Origin of the sequence: Paenibacillus sp. ClWae2A (genome assembly GCF_032452295.1) — a bacterium.
Lineage (GTDB): Bacteria > Bacillota > Bacilli > Paenibacillales > Paenibacillaceae > Paenibacillus.
Map to the genome: position 1 here is coordinate 1 of NZ_JAULSQ010000003.1, position 17,197 is coordinate 17,197.

17 protein-coding genes are annotated in these 17,197 nt (G+C 46.7%); all 17 read right to left on the reverse strand.

The window, feature by feature from the left end:
* Positions 1–3,307 (reverse strand): collagen-like repeat preface domain-containing protein (locus QVE09_RS11185; RefSeq protein ID WP_315936897.1); only part of this gene is annotated, 3,307 nt, incomplete at its 3' end.
* Between the two features lie 193 nt (positions 3,308–3,500).
* On the reverse strand, positions 3,501–4,898 hold the full coding sequence (locus QVE09_RS11190) for an ATP-binding protein (protein ID WP_315937362.1): 1,398 nt from the start codon (positions 4,896–4,898) through the stop codon (positions 3,501–3,503).
* Positions 4,899–4,953: 55 nt separating this feature from the next.
* Positions 4,954–5,670, reverse strand: coding sequence for a response regulator transcription factor (locus QVE09_RS11195; protein WP_017687664.1), 717 nt, complete (start codon positions 5,668–5,670; stop codon positions 4,954–4,956).
* Between the two features lie 139 nt (positions 5,671–5,809).
* Positions 5,810–7,072 (reverse strand): cytochrome c biogenesis protein CcsA, encoded by a 1,263-nt coding sequence (gene ccsA / locus QVE09_RS11200; protein ID WP_315936898.1) that lies wholly within the window; start codon positions 7,070–7,072, stop codon positions 5,810–5,812.
* The gene (gene resB / locus QVE09_RS11205) at positions 7,069–8,742 is read right to left on the reverse strand and encodes a cytochrome c biogenesis protein ResB (RefSeq protein WP_315936899.1); all 1,674 of its coding nucleotides are present in this window, start codon (positions 8,740–8,742) and stop codon (positions 7,069–7,071) included. Before resB ends, ccsA begins: the two co-directional genes overlap by 4 nt.
* 14 nt (positions 8,743–8,756) lie before the next feature.
* Positions 8,757–9,284, reverse strand: a complete 528-nt coding sequence (locus QVE09_RS11210; protein ID WP_017687661.1) for a redoxin family protein — start codon at positions 9,282–9,284, stop codon at positions 8,757–8,759.
* A 134-nt stretch (positions 9,285–9,418) separates the two neighbouring features.
* Positions 9,419–10,168 carry a pseudouridine synthase gene (locus QVE09_RS11215; RefSeq protein WP_062835222.1) on the reverse strand — a complete coding sequence of 250 codons (750 nt, stop codon included), beginning with the start codon at positions 10,166–10,168 and terminating at the stop codon, positions 9,419–9,421.
* Between the two features lie 196 nt (positions 10,169–10,364).
* Complete coding sequence (locus QVE09_RS11220) at positions 10,365–11,183, reverse strand: S1 family peptidase (protein WP_315936900.1); 819 nt, start codon at positions 11,181–11,183, stop codon at positions 10,365–10,367.
* Positions 11,184–11,246: 63 nt separating this feature from the next.
* On the reverse strand, positions 11,247–11,780 hold the full coding sequence (locus tag QVE09_RS11225) for a spore maturation protein (protein WP_315936901.1): 534 nt from the start codon (positions 11,778–11,780) through the stop codon (positions 11,247–11,249).
* A 6-nt stretch (positions 11,781–11,786) separates the two neighbouring features.
* Complete coding sequence (locus tag QVE09_RS11230; protein WP_315936902.1) at positions 11,787–12,413, reverse strand: nucleoside recognition domain-containing protein; 627 nt, start codon at positions 12,411–12,413, stop codon at positions 11,787–11,789.
* 31 nt (positions 12,414–12,444) lie between these two features.
* Positions 12,445–13,632, reverse strand: coding sequence for a D-alanyl-D-alanine carboxypeptidase family protein (locus QVE09_RS11235; protein WP_315936903.1), 1,188 nt, complete (start codon positions 13,630–13,632; stop codon positions 12,445–12,447).
* A gap of 162 nt (positions 13,633–13,794) precedes the next feature.
* Positions 13,795–14,598, reverse strand: a complete 804-nt coding sequence (locus tag QVE09_RS11240; protein WP_315936904.1) for a sigma-70 family RNA polymerase sigma factor — start codon at positions 14,596–14,598, stop codon at positions 13,795–13,797.
* A gap of 66 nt (positions 14,599–14,664) precedes the next feature.
* Positions 14,665–15,375, reverse strand: coding sequence for a lytic transglycosylase domain-containing protein (locus QVE09_RS11245; protein WP_315936905.1), 711 nt, complete (start codon positions 15,373–15,375; stop codon positions 14,665–14,667).
* 63 nt (positions 15,376–15,438) lie between these two features.
* Positions 15,439–15,654 carry a hypothetical protein gene (locus tag QVE09_RS11250; RefSeq protein ID WP_315936906.1) on the reverse strand — a complete coding sequence of 72 codons (216 nt, stop codon included), beginning with the start codon at positions 15,652–15,654 and terminating at the stop codon, positions 15,439–15,441.
* On the reverse strand, positions 15,651–16,025 hold the full coding sequence (locus QVE09_RS11255; RefSeq protein WP_315936907.1) for a hypothetical protein: 375 nt from the start codon (positions 16,023–16,025) through the stop codon (positions 15,651–15,653). Before QVE09_RS11255 ends, QVE09_RS11250 begins: the two co-directional genes overlap by 4 nt.
* Before the next feature lie 78 nt (positions 16,026–16,103).
* Positions 16,104–16,490: a hypothetical protein gene (locus tag QVE09_RS11260; RefSeq protein WP_315936908.1), complete on the reverse strand. Its 387-nt coding sequence runs from the start codon at positions 16,488–16,490 to the stop codon at positions 16,104–16,106.
* Positions 16,491–16,626: 136 nt separating this feature from the next.
* Positions 16,627–17,193 carry a sigma-70 family RNA polymerase sigma factor gene (locus tag QVE09_RS11265; RefSeq protein ID WP_315936909.1) on the reverse strand — a complete coding sequence of 189 codons (567 nt, stop codon included), beginning with the start codon at positions 17,191–17,193 and terminating at the stop codon, positions 16,627–16,629.
* Positions 17,194–17,197: the final 4 nt, after the last annotated feature.

A 17,197-nucleotide genomic window follows, 5' to 3' on the forward strand; every position in this document is an offset into this window, starting at 1 on the left:
TACCTGTGGCTCCTGTTCCCCCAGTCGCACCAGTAACTCCAGTGCTTCCCGTTACGCCGACTCCCGTGGCTCCGGTTGTACCTGTGGCTCCTGTCTCACCAGTCGCACCAGTAACTCCGGTGCTTCCCGTTATGCCAACTCCCGTGGCTCCGGTTACACCTGTAGCTCCTGTTTCACCAGTAATACCAGTTGCTCCAGTACTTCCCGTTATGCTAACTCCCGTGGCTCCGGTTGTACCTGTCGCTCCTGTTTCCCCAGTCGCACCAGTAACTCCGGTACTTCCCGTTACACCGACTCCCGTGGCTCCGGTTATACCTGTGGCTCCTGTTTCACCAGTCGCACCAGTAACTCCGGTACTTCCCGTTATGCTGACCCCCGTGGCTCCGGTTATACCTGTGGCTCCTGTTTCACCAGTCGCACCAGTAACTCCGGTACTTCCCGTTACGCCCACTCCCGTGGCTCCCGTTACACCTGTGGCTCCGGTTTCACCAGTAATACCAGTTGACCCGGTACTTCCCGTTACGCCGACTCCCGTGGCTCCCGTTATACCTGTCGCTCCGGTTTCCCCTGTGACACCAGTTACTCCAGTACTTCCCGTTATGCCGACTCCCGTTATACCTGTGGCTCCTGTTTCCCCCGTAACACCAGTTGCTCCGGTACTTCCCGTTATGCCGAGTCCTGTTGCTCCCGTTATACCTGTCGCTCCTGTTCCCCCAGTCGCACCAGTTGACCCGGTACTTCCCGTTACGCCAACTCCCGTGGCTCCGGTTTCACCAGTGATACCAGTTGCTCCGGTGGTCCCCGTTACGCCGACTCCTGTTGCTCCCGTTATACCTGTGGCTCCTGTTTCACCAGTGACACCAGTTGACCCGGTACTTCCCGTTACACCGACTCCCGTTGCTCCGGTTGTGCCTGTCGCTCCTGTTTCCCCAGTCGCACCAATTGGCCCGGTACTTCCCGTTATGCCGACTCCTGTTGCACCCGTCACACCTGTCGCTCCTGCTCCAGCGATCAACGTGTAATCTGGTGAAGTCCCCGGCGTTCCGGTTGGGGATGCCACATTCGCAATATACGTACTTCCGTTGAACGTTACAACTTGACCTGCTGGATACGTTGGAGCTACGGCTGGATCGAATGGTACAATGCCGCTCAAACCTACGCCTGTCGCTCCTGTTACGCCGGATGCTCCTGTGACTCCGGTACTTCCTGTCACTCCAACTCCAGTTGCACCCGTTGCTCCCGCGCCAGCAAGCAACGTGTAATCTGGTGAGGTGCCCGGTGTTCCCGTTGGTGATGCCACATTCGCAATATACGTACTGCCGTTGAACGTTACAACTTGACCTGCTGGATACGTTGGGGCTACAGCTGGATCGAATGGTACGATACCACTTAAACCTACGCCTGTCGCTCCTGTTACGCCCGATGTTCCTGTCGCTCCGGTACTTCCTGTCACTCCAACTCCAGTTGCACCCGTCACACCCGTTGCTCCTGCTCCAGCAAGCAACGTGTAATCCGGCGATGTGCCCGGCGTTCCGGTTGGCGAGGCTACATTCGCAATATACGTACTTCCGTTGAACGTTACAACTTGACCCGCTGGATACGTTGGGGCTACGGCTGGATCGAATGGTACAATGCCGCTCAAACCTACGCCTGTCGCTCCTGTTACGCCGGATGCTCCTGTGACTCCGGTACTTCCTGTCACTCCAACTCCAGTTGCACCCGTTGCTCCCGCGCCAGCAAGCAACGTGTAATCTGGTGAGGTGCCCGGTGTTCCCGTTGGTGATGCCACATTCGCAATATACGTACTTCCGTTGAACGTTACAACTTGACCTGCTGGATACGTTGGGGCTACGGCTGGATCGAATGGCACAATGCCGCTCAAACCTACGCCTGTCGCTCCTGTTACGCCGGATGCTCCTGTGACTCCAGTACTTCCTGTCACTCCAACTCCAGTTGCACCCGTAACTCCCGTTGCTCCTGCTCCAGCAAGCAACGTGTAATCCGGCGATGTGCCCGGCGTTCCGGTTGGCGAGGCTACATTCGCAATATACGTACTTCCGTTGAACGTTACAACTTGACCTGCTGGATACGTTGGAGCTACTGCTGGATCGAATGGCACAAGGCCCGACAATCCTGCCCCGGTTGCTCCCGTTACTCCAACGCCGGTCGCACCTGTAACTCCCGCTCCTGCTAACAATGTATAATCTGGCGAACTTCCTGGCGTACCAGTTGGCGAACCGACATTCGTAATGTAAGTACTGCCACCAAACGTGACGATCTGTCCAGCTGGATATGTTGGTGCTAATGCGGGATCGAATGGCACGATGCCACTTAATCCTGCACCTGTGGTTCCAGTTGCACCTGTGGCCCCCGCAGCAGCGATTAATGTGTAATCCGATGAAGATCCCGGTGTTCCTAGAGGACCAGCTACACTCGTAATGTAAGTACTACCGTTAAACGTAATTACTTGACCCGCAGGATAACCCGGGGCGAGCGCTGGATTAAATGCCACAGCTCCCGTCAAACCAGCTCCCGTTGCTCCAGTCGTTCCACCCGACAGCAAAAGGGTGTAGTCTGGAGAACTCCCAGGTGTACCCAAGGGACCGTTTACGTTGGCAACATAAAGACTACCCTCATAGCTTACTACCTGACCTTGAGCATAAGTTGGTCCAAGTGCAGGATCATATGCAGTAATATTGTTCAAGCCAATACCAGGTGCTCCTGCCGGACCCTGTGCTCCCTGTGGACCAACCGGTCCTACTGGTCCGATTCCTCCTGGAACACCAGGTACCCCCGGAACTCCTGGCACTCCCTGTGGGCCAGCTGGTCCGGTAATCCCCCCAGTTCCAAGAGTTGTCGTCGCCCGGCTTAGCGATATGGAGATCGATCGAATTAATCCCACAAGTTTATCTTTTTCTGAAGGAGGTACTTCCAGAAGCAGCGTCACACTTAACAAGTCATCCAGTAAGTTTTGTAAGTTTCCTGCAAGATTAATAAGAGGAACAGGGACAACCTCTGAACCTGCAATCGTCAATTCCAATACGGCTTGTAATTCTGCTTTTACCCCGGCACGAAATCCGGATTGATTTACAAAAGTAAGTAACTGGCGTAATGCGTTCTGCAAAGACAGTATATTAGCTGAAGTCGGCTGACTGATTGCAGCAGGAATAGCCACAGCCAAAGAACGCAGTATGGATTCAAACTGCTCCAGTTCTCTTGTGGTTATTGGAATAAATGGGGAGCCTGCTCTAAAGGATCTGCCTTCCAGAAAAGCTTTAATATTGACCCTTTTTCGATCATCGGACATGCTTAGCTCAATCCTCCTCTATCTTGCTTGCTTTTCAAGCTTATGTAACATAGGAAGGAAAATTATCTTGGACACTCTTTTTAGTCAAAAAAAGACCATTCATGTTCCACGTTGAACAAGATTAAACGGTAGTCTTCAACAAAAAACACCCTGCATAAGAGGGTGTTTCCGCACTTTTTGTATGAAATTCAGGCTATTTCGATGAATCCAAAGGAAATTGCAAAATAAACTCTGTTCCTTCGCCAAGCACACTATTGACGGTAATCATGCCTTGATGCGCATCAACAATATTTTTCACAATCGCTAAACCGAGCCCCGTACCTGCACTTTCTCCCCGAACACGAGCCTTATCTGCTTTGTAGAATCTTTCGAAAATAAATGGCAAGTCGGATGAAGGGATACCTACACCCTGATCCTTCACAGAAACTCTGACAAATGGAGCACGAAGATATGTGACCCGCTCGGCTGAGATCATTACATTTTTGCCAGTAGGCGTATGTCTGAACGCATTATCCAGCAAATTCGTAAATACTTGCTCAAGTCGATCCTCATCCGCCTGTTGAAGTTCAATGGTTGGCTGTTCAAACTCAAAGTGCAGTTGAATTCCCTGTTCTTTGGAACGCACCGAGAACTTCCGATATACACGTTCAAGTAGTTCTCCGAGGTCAACTTCCTTCATCACCATGTCCGTGTGTCCAGCTTCCATCCGGGCAAGATCAAGCAAGTCTTTAACCAATCTGCCCATCCGCAGGGACTCATCATGAATGACCTGGATCAGTTCCTCGCTCTCTTCCGGTGAGGTTGCCATGCCGTCCAAAAGGGCTTCACTGTAGCCTTGCATCATGGATAGCGGAGTTCGTATCTCATGAGATACGTTAGCCACGAAATCACGCCGCATTTTCTCCAGACGCACTTCTTCTGTTACATCTCTCAAGACAGCCACAGCCCCTCTGACAACACTGTCAGCATACAACGGTGCCATCTGAACAGACCAGACACCTTGCTGCACATGAACATTGGAGTTCTGGTCCCCACCTTGCTCCATCACCATTCTGAACAAAGGAAGAAGGGGCTCAGGTACATCACGTGAAGACTTGTCGGACTGCTCGGAATCTTGTCCTTCGTCCATTTTTACCCAATCGAGATCATACCATGTCTGCATGATCTTCTCCCCTGGCGGATTCGTCAGAATAACTTTGCCTTCACCATCAAATGTAACAACCGCATCGGTCATGCTGCGAAGCACACTCGCCAAATGTTCCTTCTCATGGTTAAGGTTTCGAATATTATCTTCCAGTTGGGCAGCCATATGATTAAATGTGTTGGCAAGTTCACCAATCTCATCACTCGTTACCAGGGAGAGACGTGTTCCGTAGTTCCCTTTGCGAATCGCATTGGCTGCCTGAATCAATTGCTGCATGGGCTGCGTTATTTTGGTGAATAGAAACAATGCAAAAAACGTGGTTAAACTGAATCCGATAATACAGATATAGGTGAACAACCGCTTAATATCTCTGGATTCGGATTCTGCAAAGTTCGTATCAATGTAGGGCAGCAAAAAAAGACCCAGCGCTATAAGTACACAACCCACAAGGCAGATAATAGTGATCCATAACTTCCCGACCAGTGATCTCCAGAAACTAAAACTACTTCGGTACTTCCAGTTTATAACCCACACCCCACACCGTCGTAATCATGGCCGCCGATTCAGGCGATACCTTGTTAAGTTTCTCGCGAAGACGCTTCACATGCGTATCCACGGTACGAAGATCGCCAAAGAATTCGTAATTCCATACATCTTTGAGCAATTCTTCTCTGGAGAAAACTTTGTCGGGAGATGTTGCCAGGTAGTGCAGCAATTCATATTCTTTTGGTGTAAGACTAATCTCTTCGCCACCAGCAGTTACCCGGTGGGCATCATGCTCAATAACCAGATGCGGGAACACGATGTTGTTACTTGAATTGCTCTCCTTGGAGAGATAAGCTGTCGCGGAAGATCGACGCAAAATCGCTTTGACGCGATAAATCACTTCACGCGGGCTGAATGGTTTTACAACATAGTCATCAGCCCCAACTTCGAAGCCTTGAACCCGATTAATCTCTTCACCTTTTGCAGTGAGCATCAAAACCGGCGTTGATTTTACCTGACGAAGACGGGTACACACTTCAACACCATCCATACCCGGCAACATCACATCAAGCAAAATCAGACCGTAGTCCCCTGCTGTTGCTTTACGCAGCGCGGTTTCCCCATCCTCGGCTTCATCGATTTCATAACCTTCTTTTTCAAGATACATTTTCAAAAGCCTGCGGATTCTCTCTTCGTCATCCACGACCAGTATTCGATTCTCATGTTCAGCCATGCCACTCCAGCCCCTTTGCAATAACTCCTCATCACTTCTATTATGTTCGATCTGGCGAACAATATTTGAATATCCTTCAATAAAAAGGTACGTTTGTGTTTCCCGCTTCTAAACTCAACCTTTGCAATACGAGTCTGTCCTAGTCAGCTCCAGCATAAGAATGTAATCCGGCAATGATCAGATTCACTCCAACCAGCGTAAACATGACCACCAGGAAGCCAAGTACTGCAAGCCATGCAGACTTCTGACCTTGCCAACCTCTGGATAAACGCAAATGCAGATACACACTATAATATAGCCATGTAATTAATGCCCACACCTCTTTGGGGTCCCAACCCCAAAAACGACTCCAGGCAATCTGAGCCCAGATCATGGCAAAGATTAATGCTCCCAGCGTAAATATCGGAAAACCGATGGCAATCGCACGATAACTTATCTCATCCAGATCATCAGCATCGATTCCATCCATCATTGGTTGTAACGCTTGTCCAAGTGGTCTGCGCACAAGAAGTCGTACAATTCCATACAGTATCAGACCTACAATAAGTGACCACACCACCGTATTCAGCTTACGCCCGGCATTTACCCCGTTCATCCAGGAAGGCGTCTCCAGTAAAGGTTTTTTCATGCCAAGAAACGGTGTCATGCTCTCCACTTCGCTATTATATGGTGCAAAAATCGGAGGCATGCGATAAATGACTTTCTCTATTGTACTATTTTCCTGTACCTCTGTGTCAATGCTGACCGTTTTCTGTACAAAAACCGCCTCGTAACCAGCTGAACGAAAGGCAAATACCGTTCCTATAAATCCGATGACTACAACGATCGTAACTAGGGTGAATTCAACCCATCCTCGTTGACGTCTTGAAGACTTGTCTTTACCACTGAAATCAACAGTACGGAGCAAATACATGAACCCTGCGGCAAAACCCACGGCGAAAAATGCTTCACCAAGCGCGGCCAACGTCACGTGAATTTTCAACCAAATGGACTGAAGCGCCGGGATTAATGGTTGTACCTCCTGAGGAAATACAGCGGCGTACGCCATAATAATAATGGTAAGTGGTAAAGCAAACAAACCCAGTAATGACTTACGGTATATAGCATATACAACAATAAATGCAACCATGATCATCATGGACAGAAAAGACATGAACTCATACATGTTACTAACCGGGATATGACCTGCCCCAGCCCATCGGGTTACAAAAAATACGATATGTGCCGCCAAGGCGACAGTCGAAGCGATGAAAGCTCTTTTGCCCCAACGATTCATATGGTTCAGAGGATCACGATTACTCCATTTTTTGCCCATGACCGCGACAGCATATAACAAGAATGCAGCACAATAGAGAAAGAAAGATACGATAAATGCGTCGCTGCTGAAATCCAATAAATTCATGCCTGGTTCCCCCCGTTATCCAACGACTTCTCTTCCACTTCCAGATTCATCTGTTTCAAGACGGCCGCAACTTCACGCCTGAAGCCAAACCAGTTTTTGTTGGTATGTCCACCCAAGGTGAGCTGTTTATCATCAAAACGAATCCAGATGCGGCGATGATGCCAATAAAAACCCATGACCAGACCCAACATAACAATACCGGCTCCTACCCACACAAAAGGCATTGCCTTATCCACTCTTATATTGAGATAACTTACGGACTGAATAATATCGACCTTGTCCATGCTGTCTACTTCCAGCTGTAAAGGAATATCAGCTCCAATCAACTGTTGGTTAATCGCATCCTGTTGAAACCGTTGTTTATCAATCTGCTTCGCAAAGTATAGATATTGTATCCCCTCTTCGGGCAGATCCGGTCCCTTGATGAGAAAGAGAAAAGCAGGTGCATTAGGTGAAGGCGATTTTGATTTGGGTTGACCATTCTCATCCAATCCAAAGTCCATAAACTTTTCTTTTACCGTGAGGTTATAAGGACCAGCTTCAAATGTTCTTTGGGTATCTACCATATCAATCTTAATTGCCCCGTATACTTCACCCGTCTTTGTATTGACCAGATCAGGCGTTACGGACCGAATGGTGGGTGTTAGATCATAATCAAACTGATAGGCTTTCAGACCGTTATAATTCAATGGATGATTCACGCGTACATCATGTCTGGCCACCTCAGCTAACTGAGGTTTCTTCGAGAGATCCGAACAATCTGCTGTACATTCATACAAAACAACTTTTGTTTCGAACAGTTTCGGAACGGTCTTATTGAGGTTACGGAATTGCTCAGGTACTTCTTCCTCACTGTAGAATTCAACATTAAATTGTTCGTTTTGCAGATACATCGACGTGTTCGGGATCTTTTTGATCTCACCTTCAGGAAAAGCAACGTGCTCGTCCAGATTCAGGCCAGGTAGCCCTCGTGCCAGCACCGCCAGCAGAAAAATAATGAGTCCAATATGGATGACATAAGGACCCCATCGACTGAATCGCTGTTTCTCGGCGAGTAATGCATCCCCCTGGGTGTGCACGCGGTATCCTTTCTTTTTCAACGGGGTAACCGCTTTCTTAATCCAGTCTTCTGGTGCCTCTTCGATCGTGCCTTGGTACACCAGACGCTGTCTTGTCAAAAATTGCGTATGTTTACGTATTCTCTGTTTATTCAGTGCTTTGTAGAGCGGTAGGACGCGATCCAGACTGCATATCACCAATGATGCCCCAATCAGCACCAGCAGTAGGATAAACCACCAGGATTCGTATGTATGGGATAAACCCAACAGATAATAGATATGACCCAACTGACCGTAAGTTTCTTTGTAATACACGGAAGGATCAATATTCAAGAATGTACTTTCTTGCGGATAGATTGTACCAAGCATAGAACCTACAAGCGTAAAAACAATCATATAGACGGCAATTTTGACGGATGAAAAAAAGTTCCATATGCGGTCAATGATGTTGGGATTACTACGCTGTGAACGGCGCGCCATGCCATCATAACGCATTTCCAGCACTTCATCCGATTTAGCTTCAGACTCCAGCAGCGGTTTCCCACATGCTTCACATAGTACAGTGCCTACCGGATTCTGGTGTCCGCACTCACATTTGGTATTTTGGAACACGAATAGACCTCCTGTCAGGGCTGCTTCGCCAGTTGCGAAATTTGAGCGTCAAGTGTGTCCAAATCAAGTTGCCCGATATGAATGGTAGAGATTTTGCCCGTGTCGGAAACAAAGAATGTCGTTGGCATCGGAGAGATTCCGAAATCACGAACCGAGTTTTTCTCCCGGTCAAGCATGATTGGAAACGTAACCCCAACCTGCCGCACAAAATTATCCACGGTCATCTGGTCTTCTCCAACATTAATTCCGACAAATTGTACTCCCTGGTCCTTCCATTTGTCAGCTTGCGCCTGAAGTGCAGGCATTTCTTTAACACAAGGTTCACACCACGTGCCCCAGAAATTGATCACCATTGCTTTTCCTTTGTACTCATCAGACGTATGAACTTGACCATCCAGGCCCAGCAGTTCAAAAGAAGGAGACTTGTCCCCTTCCTTTGGCTTGCCATTCGAGCCGGATACCGATGTGGTAATCGCATATCCGCCCAACACCAGGATCAATAACAAAATGACGATTTGCACCGTTCTTCTTGATTTCCCCATGTGCTGCTCCCCTTTTAAGTGACTGTAACACTCGCATATCATTGCTCTATGACAACTGTGAACATCCTATGAACAATTATAGCGAATTTCGTCACAAAACTGCGGCGGTTTTATGAAAATTATGTGTCCTCACATTACCTTTTTTTCATTTTTTTGGCTGGTTCTGATTGTGCGAGGGTAATCAGGTTGTTGACTTCCTCTTTGGTCAGATTGCGTGTCAGACCACGTTTCAGGTTTTGTAGCAAAATACCACCAAACGAAATCCGTTTCAAACGGGTTACTGGATGGTTGATTGCCTCGAACATACGTCTAACCTGACGGTTACGTCCTTCATAGATGGTAATGGAAATGACCGACTCATTGGCCGCTGTATCCACATCTTTGTACTCCACCTCTGCAGGAGCAGTCATGCCGTCATCCAGCATAATGCCTGTCTTTAATTTCTCCAGAGCTGTACCATGCGGCACACCTTTAACCGTTGCATGATACGTTTTGGGTACGTGATGCTTCGGATGCGTCAGCAAATGTGCAAACTCACCATCATTGGTAAGGATCAATAAGCCCTCTGTGTCATAATCCAGACGACCCACAGGATATACGCGTTCCTTAACACCTTTCAGGTAGTCGGATACAATTTTCCGACCTTCCGGGTCAGATGCACTTGTGATTACGCCTTTTGGCTTGTTCAACATCAAGTACACTTTTTTCTCACTGCGGATTGGTTTTCCATTAACCGTAATCATATCCTCTTCGGGGTTCGCTTTTGTACCCAGTTCGGTTACGACCTCCCCGTTAACTTCTACTTTGCCGGACAGGATCAGTTCCTCGCTCTTGCGGCGGGATGCAATGCCTGCCTGTGCGATAATTTTTTGTAATCTTTCCATGTTTGTCATGTCACCTCACACTAATGATACCCATCACGCAGGGAAATCACAAGGATAATCCAAGGATTTTGTAAACTGGCGACACGAATATGCATTTTAGGCTACCTTCCCCCTTGAGATTGACGCAAAAAAAGCCTGCCTTTACACGACCTGTTGAACACAGATGACGTAAAGATAAGCCTTTTTCTCAAATCATTTAATTGGAAACTTTGCCGGCAACTGCAACCTGTTTGTTGGCAGGTTTAGTGCTCTCTTTAATGAAAGTCTGCAATGTTTTGGAAGTAATATAATAGGTACGTCCACCGTACACAAATGTCATCATACCAATGACCCGGTTGTTCTGATCCAGAACAGGGCCACCTGAATTACCTTGTGCCATGGATTTCACAATACTGCCGATTCCCTTTTTACCTGGAACATCCAAAGCTTGGGAACTGAACACTCTGCTTTTGGCTATCGTATTGTAGGTTGAAGGAAAATCTTCATCCAGGATGACAAGATCACCAGCAGGATTTTTGGGGAAACCAATCGTATAGACAACCTGGTTATCCCTTGCATTTGCAAATGTGACCGGTTGGGCGTCTATTTCCTTGTCCAGCTTCAGCAGCGCCATGTCTGTCACAGGATCTGTCTTAATAATCTTTGCCTTTACAGGCTTACCTAAGGAACCCGGGCTAGCAACAGTCAATGTGCCTTCATCACCATCAGACAGTTCAGCAAAACTCTGAACGACATGGTAATTCGTGAGTACTTCATCCTTCGAGATCAGTATCGAGGTACCAACATCATAATATACCATATCGGGTTCATCCTGCTTGACCAAACGTACATTCACGACTGGAAAAGAATCCGCTGTGAATGCCATTTGTGCACGCAGCTGTTTGTCGAAGTAACCTGTAAAATGTATCGTCTGAACGGCCTGAGCCGCCGCCAGCCCCGTTGACCCTGCAAGCATTGCAATGGCAAGCACACCTGACATTCCGACACGGAGCATTCGTTTCCAACTCTTCTGCATGTCTCACTCTCCTCCGCTATTATTCTAGCATATCTAATATATCGGAAGGAAAGGAGATATCTTTTAACCAAATACGAGCAAACATATGGCGAGGGCAGCAATAAAACCAACGACATCGGAAAACAACCCCACTTTGAGCGCGTACCGACCGTTACGTATGCCTACAGCCCCAAAATAGACGGTCAGCACGTATAACGTGGTATCTGTACTTCCCTGAACTGTAGATGCCATACGTCCGATCATGGAGTCAGGGCCATGAGTTTTGATCAGATCGGTTGTAAACGCAAGGGAGCCTGTCCCGGTCAACGGACGCAGAATCCCGAGTGGTAACACTTCTCCTGGCACACCCATCCATGATACAAGCGGAGCGAATAGACTAATCACAAAATCCAGTGCACCCGAGGCACGAAATACGCTGATTGCGACCATCATGCCCACGAGATGTGGAATGATACTGATTGCAGTAGAGAATCCATCCTTGGCCCCATCAACAAAGGATTCGTAAACCGGGACCTTTTTGGTAAACGCATATAATGGAACAAACGCGATAATAACCGGGATGGCCCAGACGGAGATCCAGTTGATGAAGGTTAACAAAGGTGCTCATCCTTTCATGCCGGGATTGCCACTTTTCGGTATGCGCGGCGGTTTGTGTAAAGCCCTGTTCCGATACCAGCGATCGGCGATTATAGCAGCAAGTGTAGCGATAATGGTAGCCATCAATGTTGTTCCCACAATCTCTGTTGCATTGGCAGAATGATAGTTTAAGCGGATGGCGATCAGCGTTGTCGGAATAATGGTAATACTAGCCGTATTCAGAGCCAATAAGGTGCACATTGCAGGAGAAGCTGTTTGTTTATCTGGATTAAGCTCTTGCAGTTGTTGCATGGCTTTGATTCCCATCGGAGTAGCCGCATTTCCAAGCCCCAGCAGATTCGCACTCATATTGGAGAGAATATAACCCATCGCCGGATGATTTTTGGGCACATCAGGGAACAGAAAGCCAACAACCGGACCGAGCAGCTTGGCAATCCGGGCCAGGAGACCGGCATCCTCGGCCATTTTCATCATGCCCATCCAGAATACGAGCACACTGATCAGTCCAAAACAGACCGTGACTCCCGTTGCCGCTCCATCAAAAGCGGCTTGCGTGACCACTTCGATATTGCCATTAATGGCTGCAAAAGCAAATCCGATTAAAATCATGAGCAGCCAAATTAGATTAATCATGGATTATATCCTCCCTTCAATGGCGATTTAGCTACGGAGACAACAGGTGGCTTAACACGGCACGCCATGCAGCCGCCCAGGAAGAAGCGTCTCCGATCCCACCCAGCGTTGCCTCGGCTGTCTTCGGTTCCGGAGGAATAAAACTACCTTTGCGATACACCGGAATCGAGCCCACAAGTTTGCCATCCAACTGCATGTCAATGCGACCTGCCAATCCAAACGTAGGGTCTGTCGATTGTTTATTGCCTTCCGTTTCCGACTGGGCGCGATTTTCATGCAGAATCAACTTTTTAGTCAATGAACTTTTCTCACTCTCAGCGAGTGGATACCAAAATCCCCGGCCTGTAACGACATCTGTATTTTGCACAGGCTGTTCTTGCTTCGCGATCTCTACCAATGGGAAGTATTCAAACCCGAAATCAAGCATCCGAGCATGATCGTTCCAATCGTTTCCATCATTCAGCGTTACCGCGGCGAGTTGCTGTCCATCGCGTGTAGCAGAGCTGACCAAACATCTGAAAGCTTTCTTTGTATAGCCGGTTTTTACTCCATCCGCACCTTCATACATCCGCAGCATTTTATTTTTGTTGTGCCAGGAGTATTCCCAGCTTTCATTGGGATTCGGTGCGGATTTGTCCTCCGTGGCTACAATGCGTTTGAACACCGGATTGTGCAATGCATATGCCGTTAATCGGGCCAAGTCATTGGCTGTAGAATAGTGACCTTCTGCATCCAGTCCATGAGGGTTCATAAAGTGGGAATGCGTCAGACCGATTTGCTCCGCCTTTTTGTTCATTAACAGAACAAAACCCTCTTCCGAACCCCCCACATGCTCCGCGATCGCAGAAGCCGCGTCATTGCCTGAACGGAGCATTAGCCCGTACAACATGTTTTCGAGTGTCATCTCTTCACCTAACTTCAGATAGAGAGACGATCCTTCTTTGGCAAAAGCCGAGGGAGACACTTTCACTTTTTCATCCAGTTTGCTGTGTTCGATCGCTACGATCGCTGTCATGATTTTGGTCAAGCTGGCAATTCGCAGTTCCTTATCCCCATCCTTGCTGTATAAGATCCGGCCTGATGTGACATCAATGAGAGCAGCGCTTTGCGCATGTGTAGACGGACCTTGAATTGTTGCCTGGGCTTGAGTACCCCCTAATGAAGACAGCAAGAAGACAGGGATAAGCATGCATGCAAGAACTTTCGTTATTTTTCGCATCAATTCATTCCTCCGGGTCACTTGGAATCTTGTACTATCTTATGTTCGGACAACTTGGAGTATGTCCCATAGGGCAAAAACAGCAAAAATCCCTCACGCTTGGATGCGGGAGGGACGTTAAGTATGAGACGTTATATAAGATATGAAGGGCTGTGACGACGCTCACGCCTGACCCGGTTTATCCAGCATTTTAGCTACTTTTCGCATAATTCTAGAGACTCTCATCTGGCTAATGTCTTCCATATCTGCGGTCTGGGTTTGATTAAATCCGTCTACACGATGCTTTAGTACAGTCACTTCTTTCTCACTAAGCTTGCGCTTGACCGAATCAATAACCGCATCAACGTATAACTTGTCCAAAATACCTTCTTCAATGTTCTCCCCACTATAGATGGTATCCATCAACGTCACGGATTGAGTTTGTTGATCATCAGCACCTACAGGCTCGTCCAGGTACTTCACGCCTTTACCCACTTGAAGTGCTTTGTTGATCTTCTCTTCTTCCTCATCCAGCAGCAATGCGATTTCATGTGCTGGTGGCAAGTAGCCCATATCGTGCTCAAGTCGATTGATTCGGATGATTAATTCCGTAGCTGTGCGAGTTGGACGAATAATGCTTGCGCTATCTCTCAGAAAACATCGGATTTCTCTGACAATCGCAGTGACAGCAAACGAACTAAATTTCACGCCACGCCCCGTATCAAATGCCCTAATCGCTTTGATGAATCCCAGACGGCCCAGTTGGAGAATATCATCCTTCTCCACACAATGATTCTTAATTATCATTTCGGGCTTTCCAATATACTTATGAACGGAATGCCAAATCAGGTTCTCATTGACCAGAATACAATCCCCGAGGAAATATTCATCGAGCTTACAACGTTCAATATTTTCTACGTCATCCATTGTGTAATGCTTCTTGTCTACTTTTAAATTCGTGCTAATATGTTCTGGAAATTTTCCCATTTGGATCTCCCTATGTAAAATTGATAAACGATAATATAGTATTCAAAATCTATTGTTAACTGATGTTTATTTGCTTTTTTTGATTATTTCAAGCATCTTGTTATGGTGTTCCTTCACTTGATTGTAGTACCAGGGGCGAGCCTTTCCCTTATCTACATTGCCCTCCCCCTGATTGTACGCAATGGTTGCTGTACGAAGATTTCCGTCGTACTTATCCATAAGATATTTTAAGTATATAATGCTTGTCCTGATATTCGTTTCAGGCTGATGTAGCTCCTGTTTGCTCACTCCAAACGATTTCGCTGTGCTAGGAAGAATCTGAAGTAAACCAATTGCTCCATGGGATGATACACTTTCCTCTAACATCCGGCTCTCTTGCCACATCATAGCCAGAATCCAGACGGAATCGATATCCGTATCCTTCGTATATTGGGCTACCCACTTCACATACTTCAGCAGTTTTTCCCGGCTCACTGTTTTCTCATGATGGAGTTCTATATACTGCTCAAGCATATCCGTCATTTGTATGTGCTCAGAAGCAACCGATTTAACTTGTTTCTGTTGTTTCTGTTGTTTCTGTTGTTTCTGTTGTTTTTCTTGCTTCATTGGTTTTACTGGCTTTACCTGCTCTGCTTCCGTTGCCTGTTTTAATCTCTTGGAGTCAACTATTTTTTCGTCGACCCGTTTGTAATTTCCTGATGCCGATAGACTCCCGTATTGCGAAGCTAATACCACCACCGCAATAACAATACCTATTACTCTTTCTAAAATGAGCAACAGATTCGCCCACCTCCTTACTGAAAGCCTCTATATTATAGAAGGAATAATCTCATACATACGTTAGGATTGGTCTTGTTCACTTGGCTGATATACGATGATTGCTGCAAATTCCAACGTGCTGCTGGATGGATCAACGGTGGAGGTAAACTCCAGTCCGGTAACGAACGTGTGTGGCTTGGATAACATCCATGCGTTGATCAATTCTTCCACACCTGCAGCGCTAGTGGACACAAACGTTTTTACCGCTAAATCCGAGGCGTAGTTTAACGCCTTCATTGCTCTTCACCAAATGTGTCTTGTTCCTCTTCCTTTTTCTCTTCAATGAGTTGATTAAACTCCTCTTCGGTCAGTTCATGAATCTCCAATTCGTAAGCACTTGTCAGAATATAACCCATACCATCCGTTAAATGAACGTTATAAAATGTTTGTGGTTCTTCATGAAAGGTACCCTCTTCGTAGTTGAATCCAATAACGGCTTTTTCGTAACCAGCTACACTACCAGCAAACCATACGTTAGCCTGGGTTGTAGCTCCGGTTGGCGTCTGGACCTCATGCATATTGGTCGGCGCATGGACATACTTGCCAATCATACTTGCTACGATTTCTTCCGTTAATTTATCTTCTTTTGCTTTGATCAGATGTGTCATTGATTTATTCCTCCATTAGTTAAAGTCTAGCGAATATTCTTGCCCTTACATTCTCTATACGTGTTATCGGAGCGGCAGTTAAATTGGAGCCGCAGATGAAGTACTTGTTCCGCTGCTTAGGAGCATATAGTTCGTCCTCATATGGAGTACAGCCGTGTCCAGATCAGTCACTCGTTTGGATACAAATTCTTCAATCACAGGCTCCAACTGCGTGAAGCCTACGCCCAAGATCGGTTTTTTATGTATATAAGCATGATGCATGATTACAATATCAGTAGAGGTCAAATGATCCATATCCAGATTAACCAAGACGGCATCAGCCTGTACGATTACTTTCTCAATAATCAAGGCATACTCCCTGTTGCTTAAATCAGAAGCTGTTGAAGAATCATGACTTGCCCAAACGATATCCGAAAATCCCTCCAGAGGTTCCATCGTAAATCCTAAAACCACCACACTAAGCATCTTGTTCCGCCTTTCTTTCTGTACTAATCTCTCTATACGACATAAAAAAGCACCCAGTTAAGGGTGCTCTCTCTGTTCTATGTAGGTTACTGAATCTATCTTCCATCAAAATTAGGCTATTAATTGCCACTTATAATTACAATGCTTCGTACTTCTCACGAATCGCTTTCCATAACTGGGATATACGTGCCTTGGATACACCTAGCATTCCTGCAATCTCTACAAATTCATACCCCGAAGTCCGAAGTTTAAAGATTTGTTTCTCACGTTCGTTCAGCCTCATATTTTCCATAATATCTGTTACAAACTCAAAATTCTCATAAGCAAACCCAGCATGACCAAGTGCTAATGCGATATCTGAGCCTTCCGATTCATCGGCCCCCCCCTGATCCGTGCACATGATCTGTACAGCGTTAACCACACTGAGATTTTTCTCAGACATGCACTTGCGGTACATGTCCTTGATTTTATTTTCAATAAGATGATCAACAAACGTCGACATTTTGGCTTTTTCTGCATCATACTTGTCCAGGGAGTTAACTAATTTGATCATAATCTCCTGGGTCACATCTTCTTTCTCCATCCCGGCAAATGTTTTCCCTCTAAGCTTGTGACGACACTTCTCCTGAGCTTTGTTCAGGAACATGTCTATATCCCCAATCTCAAATAAATCATCAAAACCCATAGCAGTTGTAGCAGACATTATA